At 71.6% G+C, this 16,816-nt stretch carries 15 protein-coding genes; 11 read left to right on the forward strand and 4 right to left on the reverse strand.

Annotation, left to right across the window (positions count from 1 at the left end; translation table 11 throughout):
* Positions 1-15 precede the first annotated feature (15 nt).
* Complete coding sequence (aceA, locus tag QSJ60_RS16980) at positions 16-1,350, reverse strand: isocitrate lyase (RefSeq protein ID WP_285464739.1); 1,335 nt, start codon at positions 1,348-1,350, stop codon at positions 16-18.
* Between the two features lie 360 nt (positions 1,351-1,710).
* Here aceA and QSJ60_RS16985 point away from each other — a divergent pair, with 360 nt between their 5' ends.
* The 5 genes from QSJ60_RS16985 to QSJ60_RS17005 all read left to right on the forward strand — a co-directional run bounded on the left by QSJ60_RS16985 (position 1,711) and on the right by QSJ60_RS17005 (position 7,623).
* Positions 1,711-2,868, forward strand: a complete 1,158-nt coding sequence (locus QSJ60_RS16985; RefSeq protein WP_285464741.1) for an ABC transporter ATP-binding protein — start codon at positions 1,711-1,713, stop codon at positions 2,866-2,868.
* Between the two features lie 55 nt (positions 2,869-2,923).
* The gene (locus QSJ60_RS16990; RefSeq protein WP_285464743.1) at positions 2,924-4,108 is read left to right on the forward strand and encodes a polyamine ABC transporter substrate-binding protein; all 1,185 of its coding nucleotides are present in this window, start codon (positions 2,924-2,926) and stop codon (positions 4,106-4,108) included.
* Entirely contained in the window at positions 4,101-5,027 is a 927-nt protein-coding gene (locus QSJ60_RS16995; RefSeq protein WP_230764656.1) for an ABC transporter permease, read from the forward strand. The genes QSJ60_RS16990 and QSJ60_RS16995 overlap by 8 nt, the downstream gene beginning before the upstream one ends.
* Positions 5,024-5,866, forward strand: coding sequence for an ABC transporter permease (locus tag QSJ60_RS17000; RefSeq protein WP_189085674.1), 843 nt, complete (start codon positions 5,024-5,026; stop codon positions 5,864-5,866). Before QSJ60_RS16995 ends, QSJ60_RS17000 begins: the two co-directional genes overlap by 4 nt.
* Before the next feature lie 101 nt (positions 5,867-5,967).
* Entirely contained in the window at positions 5,968-7,623 is a 1,656-nt protein-coding gene (locus tag QSJ60_RS17005) for an amidohydrolase (protein ID WP_285464746.1), read from the forward strand.
* Positions 7,624-7,812: 189 nt separating this feature from the next.
* Here QSJ60_RS17005 and QSJ60_RS17010 read toward each other — a convergent pair whose 3' ends face one another.
* From QSJ60_RS17010 to QSJ60_RS17020, 3 genes are all read right to left on the reverse strand, one after another.
* Positions 7,813-8,274 (reverse strand): hypothetical protein, encoded by a 462-nt coding sequence (locus QSJ60_RS17010; RefSeq protein ID WP_285464748.1) that lies wholly within the window; start codon positions 8,272-8,274, stop codon positions 7,813-7,815.
* Between the two features lie 232 nt (positions 8,275-8,506).
* A complete protein-coding gene (locus tag QSJ60_RS17015) occupies positions 8,507-9,154 on the reverse strand; it encodes a GNAT family N-acetyltransferase (protein ID WP_285464750.1) in 648 nt (215 codons plus the stop codon).
* Between the two features lie 166 nt (positions 9,155-9,320).
* Entirely contained in the window at positions 9,321-10,178 is an 858-nt protein-coding gene (locus tag QSJ60_RS17020; protein WP_285464752.1) for an NAD-dependent epimerase/dehydratase family protein, read from the reverse strand.
* A gap of 83 nt (positions 10,179-10,261) precedes the next feature.
* Between QSJ60_RS17020 and QSJ60_RS17025 the strand changes: the two genes are divergently transcribed.
* The 6 genes from QSJ60_RS17025 (at position 10,262) to QSJ60_RS17050 (ending at position 16,783) form a co-directional block, all read left to right on the forward strand.
* Positions 10,262-10,759 carry a winged helix-turn-helix transcriptional regulator gene (locus QSJ60_RS17025; RefSeq protein ID WP_352230695.1) on the forward strand — a complete coding sequence of 166 codons (498 nt, stop codon included), beginning with the start codon at positions 10,262-10,264 and terminating at the stop codon, positions 10,757-10,759.
* A 207-nt stretch (positions 10,760-10,966) separates the two neighbouring features.
* Positions 10,967-12,571, forward strand: a complete 1,605-nt coding sequence (locus tag QSJ60_RS17030) for an HNH endonuclease signature motif containing protein (protein WP_285464754.1) — start codon at positions 10,967-10,969, stop codon at positions 12,569-12,571.
* Entirely contained in the window at positions 12,568-13,137 is a 570-nt protein-coding gene (locus tag QSJ60_RS17035; protein ID WP_285464756.1) for a cysteine hydrolase family protein, read from the forward strand. The genes QSJ60_RS17030 and QSJ60_RS17035 overlap by 4 nt, the downstream gene beginning before the upstream one ends.
* A 196-nt stretch (positions 13,138-13,333) precedes the next feature.
* Complete coding sequence (locus QSJ60_RS17040; RefSeq protein WP_285464757.1) at positions 13,334-14,833, forward strand: helix-turn-helix domain-containing protein; 1,500 nt, start codon at positions 13,334-13,336, stop codon at positions 14,831-14,833.
* Between the two features lie 130 nt (positions 14,834-14,963).
* On the forward strand, positions 14,964-16,415 hold the full coding sequence (locus tag QSJ60_RS17045; RefSeq protein WP_285464759.1) for an NAD(P)/FAD-dependent oxidoreductase: 1,452 nt from the start codon (positions 14,964-14,966) through the stop codon (positions 16,413-16,415).
* Complete coding sequence (locus QSJ60_RS17050) at positions 16,412-16,783, forward strand: cupin domain-containing protein (protein WP_285464761.1); 372 nt, start codon at positions 16,412-16,414, stop codon at positions 16,781-16,783. The genes QSJ60_RS17045 and QSJ60_RS17050 overlap by 4 nt, the downstream gene beginning before the upstream one ends.
* The last annotated feature ends 33 nt before the right edge of the window (positions 16,784-16,816 follow it).

Here is a 16,816-nt window from a genome sequence, read left to right on the forward strand (position 1 = left end):
GGCGCGCTCAGGGCGTCAGAACTGGTCTTCCTCGGTCGATCCGACGAGGGCGAGCGTGGCGCTCTGCGGGTTCAGCGCGGTGGCGATGCGGTCGAAGTAGCCGGTGCCGACCTCGCGCTGGTGGCGCGTGGCGGTGTAGCCGGCGGCCTCCGAGGCGAATTCCGCCTCCTGGAGCTCGACGTAGGCCGACATGTGCCGCTCGTTGTAGTCCTTGGCGAGCGTGAACATGCCGTGGTTCAGGGAGTGGAAGCCGGCGAGGGTGATGAACTGGAACGCGTAGCCCATGGCCGCGAGCTCGCGCTGGAACTTCGCGATCTGCTCGTCGTCGAGGTGGCGCTTCCAGTTGAACGAGGGCGAGCAGTTGTAGCTCAGGCGCTTGCCGGGGAACTTCGCGTGCACGGCCTCGGCGAAGCGGCGGGCGAGCTCGAGGTCGGGCTCGGCCGACTCCACCCAGAGCAGGTCGGCGTACTCGGCGTAGGCGAGGCCGCGGGCGATGACGGGCTCGATGCCGTTCTGCACCTCGTAGAAGCCCTCGGCGGTGCGCTCGCCGGTGACGAAGGGGCGGTCGCGCTCGTCGTGGTCGCTCGTCAGCAGGGTCGCGGCGAGCGCGTCGGTGCGGGCGATGATGATCGACGGCACCCCGGCGACGTCGGCCGCGAGCCGGGCGGCGTTGATGGTGCGGATGTGCTGGCTCGTCGGGATGAGCACCTTGCCGCCCATGTGGCCGCACTTCTTCTCGCTCGCGAGCTGGTCCTCCCAGTGCACGCCGGCGGCGCCCGCCTCGATCATCTGGTGCATGAGCTCGTAGGCGTTCAGGGGGCCGCCGAAGCCGGCCTCGGCGTCGGCGACGATCGGGGCCATCCAGTCCTTCTGCTCCTGCTCGGCCGACCCCTCCCCCGTCTCGATCTGGCCGGCGCGCAGCAGCGCGTTGTTGATCCGGCGGACCACCGCGGGGACCGAGTTCGCCGGGTACAGCGACTGGTCGGGGTAGGTCTGGCCGGAGAGGTTCGCGTCGGCGGCGACCTGCCAGCCGGAGAGGTAGATGGCCTTCAGCCCGGCGCGCACCTGCTGCACGGCCTGGTTGCCGGTGAGGGCGCCGAGCGCAGCCGACCACTCGGGCTCGGCCATCGGGGCGAACGCGGTGCCGGTGTTGCGCTGGAGGTCCTCCCAGAGCCGCTCGGCGCCGCGCTTGGCGAGGGTGCGCTCCTCGCGCACCGGACCGCGCAGGGCGATGACGTCCTCGGCGGTGTAGTCGCGCCGGACGCCCTCCCAACGGGGGTTCGCGTCCCACTCGAGCTGCAGCTCGGCAGCGGTCTGGGTCTGGTCGCCGGGGCGGAAGGGGGTGCTCATCGTCGTGCTCCGTTCGAGTTCGCCGCGGGTGCGGTTCGCTGTGGTGCCATCCATGCTGCGTCCGCCGTGAGGGGCGCGGGCGACGATCCGGGGGGTGAACTTTCCGGGAAGTTCTGCGCCGCGGAAAAGCACCCGTCGCAGCGGGGCTGCACGGCGCTATAGCCCCTCCGAACCGCGCTCGGGTTTCGGCGCGGTGACGAGAGCTCGGACGAACTGTCGCCGTTCGCTCACGGCGGGCGATGGATCGTCCGGTTCTGCACGCGACCATTGCCCCCACCCGGCCCCGGCGGTTGAATGGCGGCACGCGAGTGAACGGCGGCGTGCGAAGTGGCGCGCTGCAGACCCGGGAGGTACCACGAGGTGACGACGGCGACCGAGGCGAGAACGGCCTCCCAATCCAGTGTTCGGGCGGGCTCCGTCGAGATCGACCGGGTCACGAAGCGCTACGGCGATCAGACCGCCGTCGACGGCGTCTCGCTCACGATCGAGCCCGGCGAGTTCCTCTCCCTGCTCGGCCCCTCGGGCTGCGGCAAGACGACGACGCTGCGCATGATCGCCGGCTTCGAGCAGCCGGACGAGGGCGACATCCGGGTCTCCGGGCGTTCGGTGCTGGGGCTGCCGCCGTACCGGCGCGACGTCAACACGGTGTTCCAGGCCTACGCCCTGTTCCCGCACATGTCCGTCGCGGAGAACGTCGCCTACGGCCTGCAGCAGCGGCGCACCCCGAAGTCCGAGCTCCGCGAGCGCGTGGCCGAGGCGCTCGAGCTCGTGCAGATGCGCCGCTTCGCCGATCGCAAGCCGACCCAGCTCTCGGGCGGCCAGCAGCAGCGCATCGCCCTCGCCCGCGCGCTCGTGAACCGCCCCGCGGTGCTGCTCCTCGACGAGCCGCTCGGCGCCCTCGACCGGCAGCTCCGCGAGGAGATGCAGCTCGAACTGAAGCTCTTGCAGTCCCGGCTCGGCATCACCTTCGTCTTCGTCACCCACGACCAGGGCGAGGCGCTCTCCATGAGCGACCGCATCGCCATCATGCGCGACGGCCGCATCGAGCAGCTCGCCGATGCCGACACGATCTACGCCCGCCCGGTGTCGGCGTACGTCGCCGCGTTCGTCGGGCAGCAGAACTTCTTCCGCGGCCCCGTCGTGGCGGGCGGCGCGGCCGTCGAGTCGCCGCACGCCGTCGTGCAGGGCACGGGCGCGGCGCTCGCCGGCCTGGCCAACGGCCAGGCCGCGGTGCGTCCCGAGTTCGTGCGCATCGAGGCCGACGACGCCGCGGCGCCCGCCGCACCGAACTCGGTGCGCGGCACCCTGCTCGGCGTCTCCCACCTCGGCGAGACCATGCAGTACCTCGTGCGGCTCGGCGAGGAGCAGAGCCTCATCTCCCGGCGCCCCACCCCCGAGGCGCCGACGCTCGAACTCGGCCAGACCGTGCGCTGCTCCTGGTCGGCCGAGAGCGTGCTGCTCTTCCCGGCCGACGAGGCCGCGCAGGCCGGGGGCTACGTGGCCCCGCCGACCGCGTGACCGTCCCGGCATCCGCTCCGCCCCGCTGTCCCGCAGAACCACCCAGGAGGACCCCATGACCGAATCGACCCCCACCGTGCGGATCCTCGCGAGCACCGACGCCGCGAAGGTCATCCGCCGCGAGCTCAGCCGCCGCGGCTTCCTGAGCGCCGCGGTCGCGGCCGGCGCGACCGGCGTGCTCGCCGCGTGCAGCCCGGGCGGCGGCGCCCAGAACGCCCCGGTCGCGACCGGCGGCCCGCTCGAGTCGAAGCTCTCGATCTACACCTGGGGCGACTACGACGCGCCCGACGTGCTCGAGGCGTTCACGAAGGAGCTGGGCCCGAAGATCACGCTCAGCTCCTTCAACTCGAACGAGGAGCTCATCTCGAAGCTCGTCGCGGCGAAGGGCACGAGCGGCTTCGACATCGTCGTGCCGACCGGCACGTTCATCCCGCAGATGATCGAGAACGGGCTGCTGCAGAAATTCAACTTGGAGCTCATCCCGAACATCGAGCACATGGACCCGGCGTTCCTCGGCCGGGCCTGGGACCCCGACAACGAGTACTCCATCTGCAAGGCGTGGGGCACCACCGGCTTCGTCTACGACAAGACGGTCATCACGCGCGAGCTGAAGGACTGGAACGACTTCATCGACGCCGCGCAGAACGAGGCGAGCGGCAAGACGAGCGTGCTCGACGACCCCGCCGAGCTCACCGGCATCTACTTCTGGGCGAACGGCATCGACTGGACCACGACCGACCCGGCCGATCTCGACGCGGCCGAGGACTTCCTCGTGAACACCCTCGCCCCGCACGTCGCGGCCTTCGACTCGTACCCCGGCGGCTCGGCGATCCCGCAGGGCACCCAGGTGCTCATGCAGTCCTGGAACGGCGACGCCCGCCTCGGCATCCTGGAGAGCCCGGACCCCAGCCGCTGGCAGTGGGTGCTCGGCTCCCCCGCGACGGAACTGTGGATGGACAACTGGGCCATCCCCACCGGCGCGCCGAACCCCGAGGCCGCGCACGCCTTCATCAACTACGTGCTCACCCCCGAGAACTCGCTCGCCGAACTCGACTACATCGGCTACCACACGGGCGCGACCGGCATCGAGCAGGCGGCGGCCGACGCGGAGCTGCCCATGCTCGACCTCGTGTTCTTCACGCCGGAGCAGATCGAGACGATGCACGAGGGCGAGGTGAACGAGGCGCAGGAGCGCGTCGTGGAGATCTGGAACACGATGAAGGCGGCGGCCGGTGCGTAAGAGCGCCGGCGTCGCCCTCGCCTTCCCGGCGTGGGTGTGGCTGCTGGTCTTCTTCGTCGCCCCGGTGGGGATGGTGATCTGGTTCAGCTTCGGCTACAAACCGGGCATCTTCGGCACCCACGCCAACGACGTGCTGAGCTTCGACCGCTACGCCGAGGCGATGTCGCCGACCTTCTTCGCGACGTTCCAGAACACGCTCTGGGTCGGCATCGCGGGCACGGTGATCTGCCTGCTCGTCGGCCTGCCGGTGGCGTACTGGATGGCCGTCAAGGCGCCGCCGTCGCGCCGGGGCCTGCTCGTCGCGCTCGTGATGGTGCCGTTCTGGACGAACTTCCTCGTGCGCACGATCGGCTGGCAGGTGATCCTCGCCCCCGAGGGCTGGTTGTCCAGCGCGCTGCAGGCGGTCGGCCTCATCGACGGCCCCCTCGAGCTGCTCTACACCCGCGGGGCCGTGCTGCTCGGCGTGGTCTACAACTACCTGCCACTCATGATCCTGCCGCTCTTCGTCGCCTTCGACCGGGTCAGCGGCCCGCTGCGCGAAGCGTCGAAGGACCTCGGCGCAGGCAAGTGGACGACCTTCTTCCGCGTCACGCTGCCGCTCGCCCGCCCCGGCGTCGTCGCCGGCGTGCTCCTCGTGTTCATCCCGCTGATGGGCGACTACATCACGGCCACCGTGCTCGGCGGCGCGAAGGGGAACATGGTCGGCCAGCTCGTCGCGAGCCAGTTCCAGACCGCTCAGAACTGGGCGCTGGGCTCGGCGATGGCGGTGCTGCTCATCATCGTGATCATGGCGACCGTCGCGGTCGGGGCGGGCCTCGTCTGGCTCGTCACGCTGCCGTTCCGCACCCGGAACCGGCTCGTGCTCGGCGAGCCCGAGCCATCCGCCGTGTCGAAGCCCGTCGAGGAGGTGGCCGCATGAAGCAGCGGTCGTGGTCGGATGTCGTCCTGAGCGTCTGGGGCGTGCTCGTCTTCGTGTTCCTCTTCGCGCCGATCCTCGTGATCATCGTGTCGTCGTTCAACGTGGGGCGCCTGCTCGTGTCGTGGCAGTCCTTCGGCTTCGACTCGTTCCTCGCGCTCTTCGAGAAGCCCGCGATCCGCGACGCGGTCTGGATCTCGGTGCAGACGGGGTTCATCGCCGCCGTCGTCGCGACGCTGCTCGGCACCCTCGCCGGCATCGCGATGGCGCGCCACCCCGGCAAGTGGGTGTGGTGGTTCCTCGGCCTGCTGCTGCTCGTCTCGGTGACGCCGGAGATCGTCGACGCGGTGGCGCTGCTGCCGTGGCTCGTGGTCCTCGGCCAGGACCTCGGCATCGGGCTGTTCAACGACGGCATCGTGCGGCTCGTGATCGGCCACTCGCTGTTCTCGGTCGCGGTGGTCTCGTACCTCGTGCGGGCCCGGCTCGTCGGCCAGGAGGGTCAGCTCGAGGAGGCGTCCGCCGACCTCTACGCGAAGCCGCCCGCCACCTTCCGCCGGGTGACGCTGCCGCTCGCGATGCCCGCCGTCCTCGCCGGCTTCCTGCTGTCGTTCACGCTGAGCCTCGACAACACCGTCATCGCCGCGTTCGTGCAGGTGTCGGGCACGACGCCGTGGCCCGTGTACGTGCTGAGCGCGCTGCGCAGCGGCCTGCGACCGGAGATCGCCGCGGTGTCGACGATCATGCTCGTGCTGACCCTCATCGCCCTCGGCCTCGTCGCGTACGTGCTGCGGCGCGCGGGCGACTCCGCCGCCGACATCGCGCGCACCATGGGCGGCGGCTGAGCCGCCGCGCTCATCGGCTCCCCTGCTGCTCGCGCGCCTTCGCACCGCTCGCGCTGCTCGCCTCGTGCGCGCCCGTCGCGCCCCACTGAAAGGACTCACGGATGCCTCACGCCGACCTCGTCTTCACCGGCGGCCCCGTCTTCACCGCCGACGCGGTGCGCTCGCGCGCCTCGGCCGTGGCCGTCTCGGGCGGCCGCATCGTCGCCGTGGGTGCGGACGACGACGTGCGGGAGCTCATCGGCCCGGGCACCGAGCACGTCGATCTGCGCGGCCGACTGCTCGTGCCCGGCTTCCAGGACGCGCACGTGCACCCCGTCTGGGGCGGGCTCGACATGCTGCGCTGCGACCTCCGCGACGGCGAGACGGAGGGCGCCTACCTCGACACCATCGCGGCGTACGCGGCGGCGCACCCGGATGCCCCGTGGATCCTCGGCGGCGGCTGGGGCATGTCCGCGTTCCCCGGCGGCACGCCCACGGCTGCGGCGCTCGACCGGGTGCTGCCCGACCGGCCGGCGTTCCTGCCGAACCGCGACGGGCACGGCGCCTGGGTGAACAGCGCCGCGCTGCGACTGGCCGGAATCGACCGGCACACGCCCGATCCCGCCGACGGCCGCATCGAGCGCGACGCCGACGGCGCACCGAGCGGCACGCTGCACGAGGGCGCCATGGACCTCGTGCGCCGGCACCTGCCCGCCACGACGCCCGAGGAGCTCGAAGCGGCGGTGCTCGAGGGGCAGCGGTACCTGCACTCCTTCGGCGTGACCGCCTGGCAGGACGCGATCGTCGGCGACTACGGCGTCGGCGACGATCCCGGCCGCGCGTACCTCTCGGCCGCGGCATCCGGCCGGCTCACCGGGCGCGTCGTCGGCGCGCTCTGGTGGGACCGCGCGAAGGGGCTCGAGCAGATCGACGGGCTCCTGGCGAAGCGCGAGGAGTACCGCGGCGGCCGCTTCGCCGCGACGAGCGTGAAGATCATGCAGGACGGCGTCGCCGAGAACTTCACGGCCTCGATGCTCGAGCCGTACTGCGACGGCCACGGGCACCCGACCGACAACTCGGGCATCTCCTTCGTGCCGCCGGAGCTCCTGAACCAGGCGGCGCCTCTGCTCGACGAGCTCGGCTTCCAGCTGCACTTCCACGCGATCGGCGACCGGGCGGTGCGCGAATGCCTCGACGCCGTCGAGCACGCGATCGCCCGCAACGGCCGGAACGACCACCGGCACCACATCGCGCACCTGCAGGTGGTGCACCCGGACGACGTGCCGCGCTTCCGCGAGCTCGGCGTGGCGGCGAACATGCAGTCGCTGTGGGCGGCGCTCGAGCCGCAGATGGTGGAGCTGACGCTGCCGTTCCTCGGCTCGCCCCGCGACGCCTGGCAGTACCCCTTCGGAGATCTGCTGCGCTCGGGCGCGGTGCTCGCGGCGGGCAGCGACTGGTCGGTGTCGACGCCGAACCCGCTCGCGGCCATCCACGTCGCGGTGAACCGCGTCTCGGCGCCCGGCGAGAAGGAGGGCGAGTACCCGCCGTTCCTGCCCGAGCAGGCGATCGACCTCGCGACCTCGCTCACCGCGTACACGGCGGGCTCGGCGTACGTGAACCACCTGGACGAGACCGGCACGATCGCGGTCGGCAAGCTCGCCGACTTCGCCCTGCTCGACCGGGATCCCTTCGCCGGGCCGGCCGAAGAGATCGGGGCGACGCGAGTGCTGCAGACCTTCGTCGAGGGCGAGCGGGTGCACGCGGCCGGGGACGCCTGAGGCCTCGGGCGCGCCTCTACCGAACCGAAACGCGAAACGGCCCGCACCCTCTCGGGTGCGGGCCGTCGTGGTTCCGCTCGGGCGGTCACCCCGTCGCAGGGTCCGCTGCGGCGCGGGGCCGTGGCCGGGTCAGCTGGCGCGTGGCCGGGTCAGCTGGCGCGTGGCCGGGTCAGCTGGCGCGTGGCCGGGTCAGCTGGCGCAGACGGTGCCGAGCTCGGTGACCGACTCCTGCAGCGAGGTGATGTGCTCGCTCATGGCCGAGATGTCGGCGTTGGCCGGGTCGGCGACCATGCCGTCGAGGTAGACGACGTACTCGTCGAGCGCGACGGCGGCCTGGTCGGCGGCGGCCTTGACCTCGGGGTTGCCGACCTTGGCGGCGGTCTCCGAGACGGTGCCCGAGGCCTCCTTGAGCGCGGCGAGGGCCGCAGCGGGGTCGCTGGAGTCGACCGAGCTCAGGCTGGAGAGCTCCTGGAGCGCGGTCTGCACGTCGGTGCAGGCCTCCTGCTTGGTCTGCTCGGACGCCGCGGGCGCCTCCGCCTGCTTCTCCGACTTCGCGGCGGTGCCCTCGGCGTTGCCGCCCGAGGCGCAGCCGGCGAGCAGCAGGGCCATCGCGGCGAACGAGACGGCGGCGATCTTACGGGTTGCGGTCATGATGGTTCTGGTTCCCTCCGGTTCCCGGGTCGATCCCGGGCCCCCGCCGACCATCCAAGCAGCAGAGCGGCCTCCCCCAAAATGGGGAGGGGTCCCCGTCCCGGATCCGACCGAATCGCTGGCACGCTGGTGCACGGTTCGTGCGGCTCGGCCACGGGTCGCGATCAGGCCCGGGCCGCCGCGGTCCGTCGCTCGCAATCGCAATCAGTTGCCGGCAGCATCGAGTCGGCGATCACTCGCCGAGCAGGAACGGGCGCGCTTCATCGACCCCGTCCACCTCGAGCTCCCATGCGGGTCGCCGGAACGCGGATGCCTCGAGCCGCAGCCGCACCTCGTCCTCGACGACGCCCGCCTTCGGCGAGCGCCGCGTGACACCGTTCTCCCGGTAGCCGAGCTTCGTCGAGACGGCCAGCGATGGCGAGTTCCAGTCGTACGCCTCCGACTCCGCGACGGTCGCGCCGAGGTGGTCGAACGCGAACAGGAGCAGGGCGGCGCGCATCTCGGTGCCGAGGCCGAGGCCTTGGCGGGAACGTGTCAGCCACGACCCGCTCGACACCGTGCGGAGCGCGGCGAAGTTCGTCGCCCGCAGATCCTGGACGCCGATCGGGCGGCCATCCTCGAGCACCGCGAAGAGGAGGTTCCACTCCTCGGGGACGACGCCCGCGCGCTCGCGCCAGACGAACCGCGCGAGATTCGGCAGGAGCTCCTCGCGCGGCGCGTCCGTCCACGGGAAGCCGAACGGCGTGCGCTCAGCGTCGTGGACGCCGTCGAGTGCTGCCTGGGCGAGCCCCGGGAGATCGGCGTCCCGCACCGGGCGCAGCTCCAGCCGCGGCGTGCGCAGCCGAAGGCGGAAGACAGGCCAGACGTCGAGGAGGTCCATCCGTCGACGATACCGGCGGGATGCCGGGCGCCCGGCCTCCACTGCGCTTCGTCGCGGTCGTGCTCCGTCGTCGCCGTGCTCGGGTCCCTAGTGAGCTCCGTCGTCCTGAGCTCCTTGGTGGCCGAGCTCCGTCGTCACCGAAATCCGTCGCCGTCGCGCGTCGTCGTCACCGAGCTCCGTCGCCGAACACCTCCTCGAGCAGGCTCAGGTGAGCGGGCCGCCAGCCGAGCGCGCGCGCCTTCTCGCCGAGCGCGCGCTGGTCGAGCAACAGGGCGTCGGCGAAGGGCGTGCCGAGCCGCGCCCGCGACTCGTCGACCGATTCCTCGACCACGGCGCTGGCCCGCCCCGAGGCGACGGTCGCTTCACCGATCGCACGTACGCTCTGCGGTCGGCCATCGACCGCGATGAGCCTTCCCTGCTCCTGCGGATGCTCGACGGCGATGCGGTAGAGCCGCGCCAGGTCGTCCCGGTGCACGAGGCTCCAGTGCTGTCGGCCGTCGCCCACGAGTCGGACCCGTCCATCCGGGCCCGGCGTCGTCAGGAGCTCGGGAATCCCTCCGGAGCCGTAGACGACGCCCGGTGCGATGATCGTCGCGGAAACGGGCCCTGCGAGGAGCCGCTCCTCGAGGGGCACGCGCCACGCCACGATCTCCGGCGGGTCGAGCGGACCGTCGTCCTGGAGGCTCGCGCCCGAACCGTACTCCCAGATCCCGCTCGTGTGCACGAACCGGCGCCCAGTCGTCGCGAACGCGTTCCCGACGGCGTCGAGGACGGCTGCGTCGAACTCGGGCGCCCCGCTCGCCGGCGCGGCGGTGTGGATAGCGGCTTCGGCCTCGGCGAGCTCGGCGCCGAACCAGCTGGCGTCCGTCACCTCGCCGAGCCGCGCGGAGGCACCTCGTGCTGCGACCGCCCGCGCCGACTGCTCGCTCCGGACGACCGCTCGCACCTCGTGTCCAGCCTCGACGAGCTCGTCGAGCACCGCCGAGCCGATGGTCCCGGTTGCCCCGGTCAGTAGGATTCTCATGTCGGCAACGCTATGGATGCACCGCCGGTTACTTCAACGGAACTTCCCTCGAGGAAACCACGACGCCGGACGGGAGGCCGCCGATGCCTCAACCCAACGCACACAGTACTGCCGCCGCCGCTGCCACCGGCTCCGCCGCCGCTGCCACTGCCACTGCCACTGCCACCGCCACCGCCTCTGCCGCTGCGGCCTCCGCCTCCGCCTCCGCCTTCGAGGAGGCGCGCGACGTGCTCGCGCCGGAGTGCCCGAGCCGCGTAGTGTTCGAGCGGATCGGCGAACGCTGGACCATGTTCGTGCTGCTCGCACTTGAACGGGGCGGCACCTTGCGCTTCGGCGAGCTCCGCGAGCGCGTCGGCCGTGTCACCCCGAAGGTGCTCACCGAGACGCTGCGCGCGCTCGAGGCCGACGGCTTGATCGTGCGTCGAGCGTTCCGCGATTCTCCGCCGCGCGTCGAATACTCGCTCACGGAGCTCGGCATCTCCCTGCTCGACCCGATTCGGGCGATGCGTGAGTGGGCAGAGGCGCATGTCCCTGAGGTGCTCGCGGCTCGCGACCGCGCGGCGGACACCGAGCACGAGTAACCCCGCGTGCCGTGGTTCGTAGCTGTATTCGAATCTCATCTCTTTTCCCTCCGGGTGTCGACCCCGACCATTCGGCGCGGGAGAATCTCTCGGAGTGCCGTATTCGTGGGCAGCCCCGAGCGTATCCGAGCCCAGCAAGGCGTACGGAGTTTTCCACAGCCCGAACATTTCTTCGAATGTATGGCGCACCCCGGGCAGAATAGGGGTATGCACTCCACGACCGCCGTCACCCCCTTCGCCGAAGCCGCTGCCGACGCCGTCGCGACCTGGGCGGGCGCGTTGGCCGGGGCGGCGAGCGGCGTCGACGCCGAGGTGCACGCGATGAGCGGAGCGGGGCTGGTGCGCACGGTCGAAGCACTCGCCAGAGCGGCACGCGCCCTCGAGGCCCTGCAGGCGCGGTGCGCGGCCGAACTCGCCGACCGCTCGTGCGGAGAGGTCGATGCCGATCTCGCCCGCGAGCACGGCTTCCCCAACGCGGCCAGGCTCCTCGCTGCAGTCAGCGGCGGGCGAGGCATCGACGCGATTCGCCTCATCGAAGTCGGACGGGCGATCTCCGCCAGGCGTAGCTTCTTCGACGACCAGCTCCCGGCGAAACGCCCGCTCGTCGCTGCGGCGATGCACCGGGGCGAACTCTGCGTGGATGCGGCCGGCGTCATCGTTCGCTTCCTCGATCGCATCGCCCTCCGCTGCGAACCCGAGGCGCTCGCATCAGCCGAAGCCCTGCTCGTCGAACGCGCGCCCGTCGTCGGCGTCGACGGCGTGCACGGCCTCATCAAGCGACTCGAAGCTCACCTCGACCCCGACGGAGTGCAACCGCGCGAAGACGAGCTCCGCGCTCGACGATCGCTCTCGATCCGTGAAGACCGCTTCGGCATGGTGCTCGTGCGCGGCGCGTTCGATCCCGAGAGCGGAGCCGCGATCAAGGCCGCGGTCGACGCGCTCGTCGGCGCCGCGCTGCGCGCCGGGCGAGGCAGCAACCGCACCGACCACGCAGGGAGCGGCGGTGGCGCACTCGACAGCGGCGCACTGGCAAGCGCCGCGCGCGGAGGCGGGAACCGCAGCAACGACGACCCCGTCAGCCCCGTCTCTCTCGATCCGTTGTTCCGCGAAGACCGCTCGATCGCGCAGCTCAACGCCGACGCGCTCGCCGACCTCGCCCGGCACGCCCTGGGCTGCGGCGACGGTCCGACCGCGCTTCGTCGCGTCACCGTCGTCGCCAGAGTCGACGCCGAGGCGCTGACCAGCGGCGAGGGGCACGCGACGATCGACGGCATCGAGCAGCCCGTCTCGATCGCGACCGCCCGCGCCCTCGCACTGAGCGCGGGCATCAGCCCGCTCCTGCTCGGCGACGGCCGCGCTCGGCTCGACCTGGGCCGTGCGGCCCGACTGTTCAGCACCGAGCAGAAGCTCGTGCTCGTCGACCGGGACGGCGGCTGCGCCTGGCCCGGATGCCTCAGACCGCCGGGCTACGCCGAGGCGCACCATATCGCGTGGTGGCGGCGCGACGACGGCCGCACCGATACCGGCAACGGCATCATGCTCTGCAGCCACCACCACCATCGGGTCCACCGGGACGGTTGGCGCATCCACGTGCGCGACGATCACAGCTGGTTCACCCCGCCGGCGCATCTCGATCCGCAGCAGGTGCCCCGTCCAGGCAATCGCGCCAACGAACGGGTGATCGCTGAACGGTTGGCGAGCCGCCGGAGCACTACCCGAAACACGCCGCCGGGCACGCCCCGCGGCGCATCCCGAGGAAGTTCCCGGAGGGCTCCCGCGAGCCCGCCACCTCCCGCTAGCGTGAGCGCATGACCCGAACGCTGCTCATCATCGACATCCAGCAGGACTACTTCGCCGGAGGCCGGCACCCGCTGGTCGGCCCCGAGGCGGCTGCCGATCGGGCGAGCGAGGTGCTCGCGGCATGGCGCGAGCGCGGCGAGCCGGTCGTGCACATCCAGCACGTCTGGGACGCTCCGGACGCGGCGTTCTTCCAGCCGGGCACCCCGGGCGTCGAGATCCACCCGAGCGTCGCACCGCTCGAGGGCGAGACCGTGCTCACCAAGGCGCTGCCGAACGCCTTCATCGGCACCGGGCTCGAGGTCGTGCTCCGCGAGCACCACACCCCGACCATCGCCGAGGCCGCACCGCAGCTCGTGGTCATGGGCATGATGTCGAGCATGTGCGTCGACGCCACCGTCCGGGCCGCGGCCGACCTGGGCTTCCAGGTCACCGTCGTGCACGACGCCTGCGCGGCACCCGATCTCAGCTTCGACGGCGTGACCGTGCCGGCCGCCCAGGTGCATGCCGCGTTCATGGCCGCGCTCGGCGACAGCTACGCCGAGCTCGCGAGCGCCGAGGAGATCCTGACCCGGCGCTGATCCGCCGCGATCCCGGACCAGCAGCACGCCGCACCCGCCCAAGCTCCGGCGATTCGGTAGTTCGGCGCTTCTTCACCCGGTTCCTCGCGAATCCGCCCGAATCAGCCCAGCGAATCCGCATCAACACCCGACTAGACCAGAACTTTCGCAGAAGTTCCGTTTGCGGCATCCGCCATCGCGTGTGACCATCGTTGACATGATCGCCGTCGATCGATCCCGGTCCGAGCCGGGCACCGCTGCCGCCGCCGCCGAAGCCGCCACCTCCGGCGAGGTCGACGCGCTCACGCTCGGCCGCCGCATCCGCGAGCACCGCACCGCCCGCGGCCTGACCCTCGGCGAGCTGGCCCGCGCGATCGACCGGGCGCCCAGCCAGGTCTCCGCGATCGAGAACGGCAAGCGCGAACCGCGCCTCTCGATGCTCCGCACGATCGCCCTCGCGCTCGGCACCTCGGTCGACGAGCTGCTCCGCGCCGACGCACCGAGCGAGCGCGCCGCCCTCGAGATCGCCGTCGAGCGCGCGCAGCGCGGTCCGGTCTTCTCGGCGCTCGGGCTCGACCCGTTCCGCGTCGCGAAGACGATGAGCGACCAAACCCTGCAGACGATCCTGGCGCTGCACAACGAGATCGACCGTCTGCACCGCGAGCGAGCGGCGACGCCGGAGGAGGCCCGCCGCGCGAACGCCGAACTCCGCGCCGAGATGCGCGCCCGCGACAACTTCTATCCCGAGCTCGAGCGCGTCGCCGCCGAACTCCTCGAAGCGGTCGGCCACACCGGCGGTCCGGTCTCGCACCAGCTCGTCGCCGACATGGCCTCGCACCTCGGCTACTCCCTGCACTACGTCGGCGACCTGCCGCACTCGACCCGCTCCGTCACCGACAAGCGGCACGGGCGCATCTACCTGCCGACCCAGCAGTCCCCCTCCCGGGACTCCCGCTCGCCGATCCTGCAGGCGCTCGCGAGCCACCTGCTGCACCACGAGGAGCCGCGCGACTACGGCGAGTTCCTGCGCCAGCGGGTCGAGACGAACTACCTGACCGCGGCGATCCTCCTGCCGGAGCAGGCCGCCGTCCGCTTCCTCGCGGAGGCGAAGAACCTGCGCCGCATCTCAATGGAGGAGCTGCGCGACCACTTCGCGGTCTCCTACGAGACGGCCGGCCACCGCTTCACGAACCTGGCGACCGCCCGCCTCGAGATCCCGGTGCACTTCATGAAGGTGCACGAGTCCGGCACCATTATCAAGGCGTACGAGAACGACCGCGTCCGCTTCCCCTCCGATGCGCTCGGCGCCGTCGAGGGCACCACCGTCTGCCGCAACTGGACGGCCCGCACGGTCTTCGACGTCGAGGACCGCTTCAGCCCCTGGTACCAGTACACGGACACTCCGTCCGGCACCTTCTGGTGCACCTCCCGCATCGAGAAGGCGAAGGAGGGCGAGTACTCGGTCTCGGTCGGCGTGCCCTTCGAGCACGTGAAGTGGTTCCGCGGCCGGGAGACGCCGCACCGCGCCGTGTCCCGCTGCCCCGACCCGAGCTGCTGCCAGGCGCCGGAGGGACTCGCCGACAAGTGGGCGGATGCCTCGTGGCCGGCCGCGCGCACGCCGACGAGCCTGCTCGCCGCCCTCCCGACCGGCACCTTCCCGGGCGTCGACCAGACCGAGGTGTACGAGTTCCTCGAGCAGCACGCCCCCACGGCCTGACCGCGCGACGGGCGGGCGCAGCCCGTCAATCTGTCCGGAGCCGCCGCGATTCCGCGACAGCGGCGGGCTGGCGGCCCGGCCGCCGCCGCGTCAGGATGGTGGGAACCAAACACGCATCGGAGTGATCCCCGTGGGCACCACCGTCTTCGAACGACGTCGACCCTCTTCATCCGTCATCGAGCATGCGCTCGCCGACACCCGCCACTCGGTCTTCTGGCGGGACGACCTGCCGGCGGCGCTGAAGCCGTCCCGGCCCAAGCTCAGCGGCACCGTCGTCGCCGACCTCGTGATCGTCGGCGGCGGCTACACCGGCCTCTGGACGGCCCTGCTCGCGAAGGAGCGCGCGCCCGAGTCGCACGTCGTCCTCGTCGAGGCGAAGCGCATCGGCTGGGCGGCCTCCGGCCGCAACGGCGGCTTCTGCGAGGCGAGCCTCACGCACGGCCGCGAGAACGGGCTCTCCCGCTGGCCGAAGGAGATGCCGCTGCTCGACCGCCTCGGGCTCGAGAACCTCGACGCCATCGAGGCGAGCGAGCAGCGCTACGGCATGGACTTCGAGTTCGAGCGCACCGGCCAGCTGGCCCCCGCGATCGAGGAACACCAGCTCGAGTGGCTGCGCGAGTGGGCCGACGAGGCCGCCGCAGCGGGCGAGGCCGACGAGGTCGTCTTCCTCGACGAGGCCGCGGCCCAGGCATCCGTCCACTCCCCGACCTACCTCGGCGCGGTGTGGGAGAAGCGCACCAACGCGATGGTGCACCCGGCCCGTCTCGCGGCCGAGCTCGCCCGCGTCGCCGAGGAGCGCGGCGTCGAGATCTTCGAGCAGTCGCCGGTGCGCCGCCTCGACACCCCCGGTTCGACGGGTGCCGTGAGTGTCGTCACCGACGGCGGACGCATCGACGCGAAGCACGCGGTGCTCGCGACGAACGTGTTCCCCTCGCTCCTGAAGCGCAACCGCCTGATGACCGTGCCGGTCTACGACTATGTGCTCATGACCGAGCCGCTCTCGGCCGAACAGCTCGACTCGATCGGCTGGAAGGACCGCCAGGGCATCGGCGATATGGCGAACCAGTTCCACTACTACCGGCTCTCGAAGGACAACCGCATCCTCTTCGGCGGCTACGACGCCGTGTACCACTACGGCCGCAAGGTGCGCGAGCAGTACGAGAACCGCCCCGAGTCGTGGCAGAAGCTCGCGAGCCACTTCTTCACGACCTTCCCGCAGCTCGAGGGCCTGCGGTTCAGCCACCAGTGGGCCGGCGCGATCGACACCTCGACCCAGTTCACGGCCTTCTTCGGCACGGCACGCGAGCACCGCGTCGCGTACGCGGCGGGCTTCACCGGCCTCGGCGTCGGCTCGACCCGCTTCGCCGCCGAGGTCATGCTCGACCTGCTCGAGCGCCGCGACAACGAGCGCACGCAGCTCGAGATGGTGCGCAAGCGCCCGCTGCCGTTCCCGCCCGAGCCGGCCGCCGCGATCGGCATCAACGCGACCCGTTGGTCGCTCGACCGCGCCGACCACAACCGCGGCAAGCGCAACGTGCTGCTGAAGACGCTCGACGCCCTCGGACTCGGGTTCGACTCGTGAGCACCGAGCAGCAGGGCGCCGAGCGCCTCGTCCCCGGCGCGCTCGTCGACGGCCCGGCCGTCGCACTCGAGCACGAGCCGGTGCCCGCCGAGCAGTCCGTCGCCGGCGAGCCGACCACTGCGTACCTGCCGCTCGACGTCTCGGCGGCCGGCGAGATCGGTATCTGGGAGATGGGCCGCGGCACGATGCGCGACACCGAGGTCGACGAGGTGTTCGTCGTCCTCGCGGGCGACGCGACCGTCGAGTTCGTCGAGCCCGCCTGCGAGGCGATCGTGCTCGCACCCGGCTCGGTGGTGCGCCTCGAGGCCGGCATGCAGACCATCTGGACCGTGCGCGAACCGCTGCGCAAGGTGTTCATCGAGCGCTGAGCGCTCCCGCGCGGGCCGACGCCCGTGCCGCAG

The sequence above is a fragment of the Agromyces sp. NBRC 114283 genome (assembly GCF_030268405.1).
Lineage (GTDB): Bacteria > Actinomycetota > Actinomycetes > Actinomycetales > Microbacteriaceae > Agromyces > Agromyces mediolanus.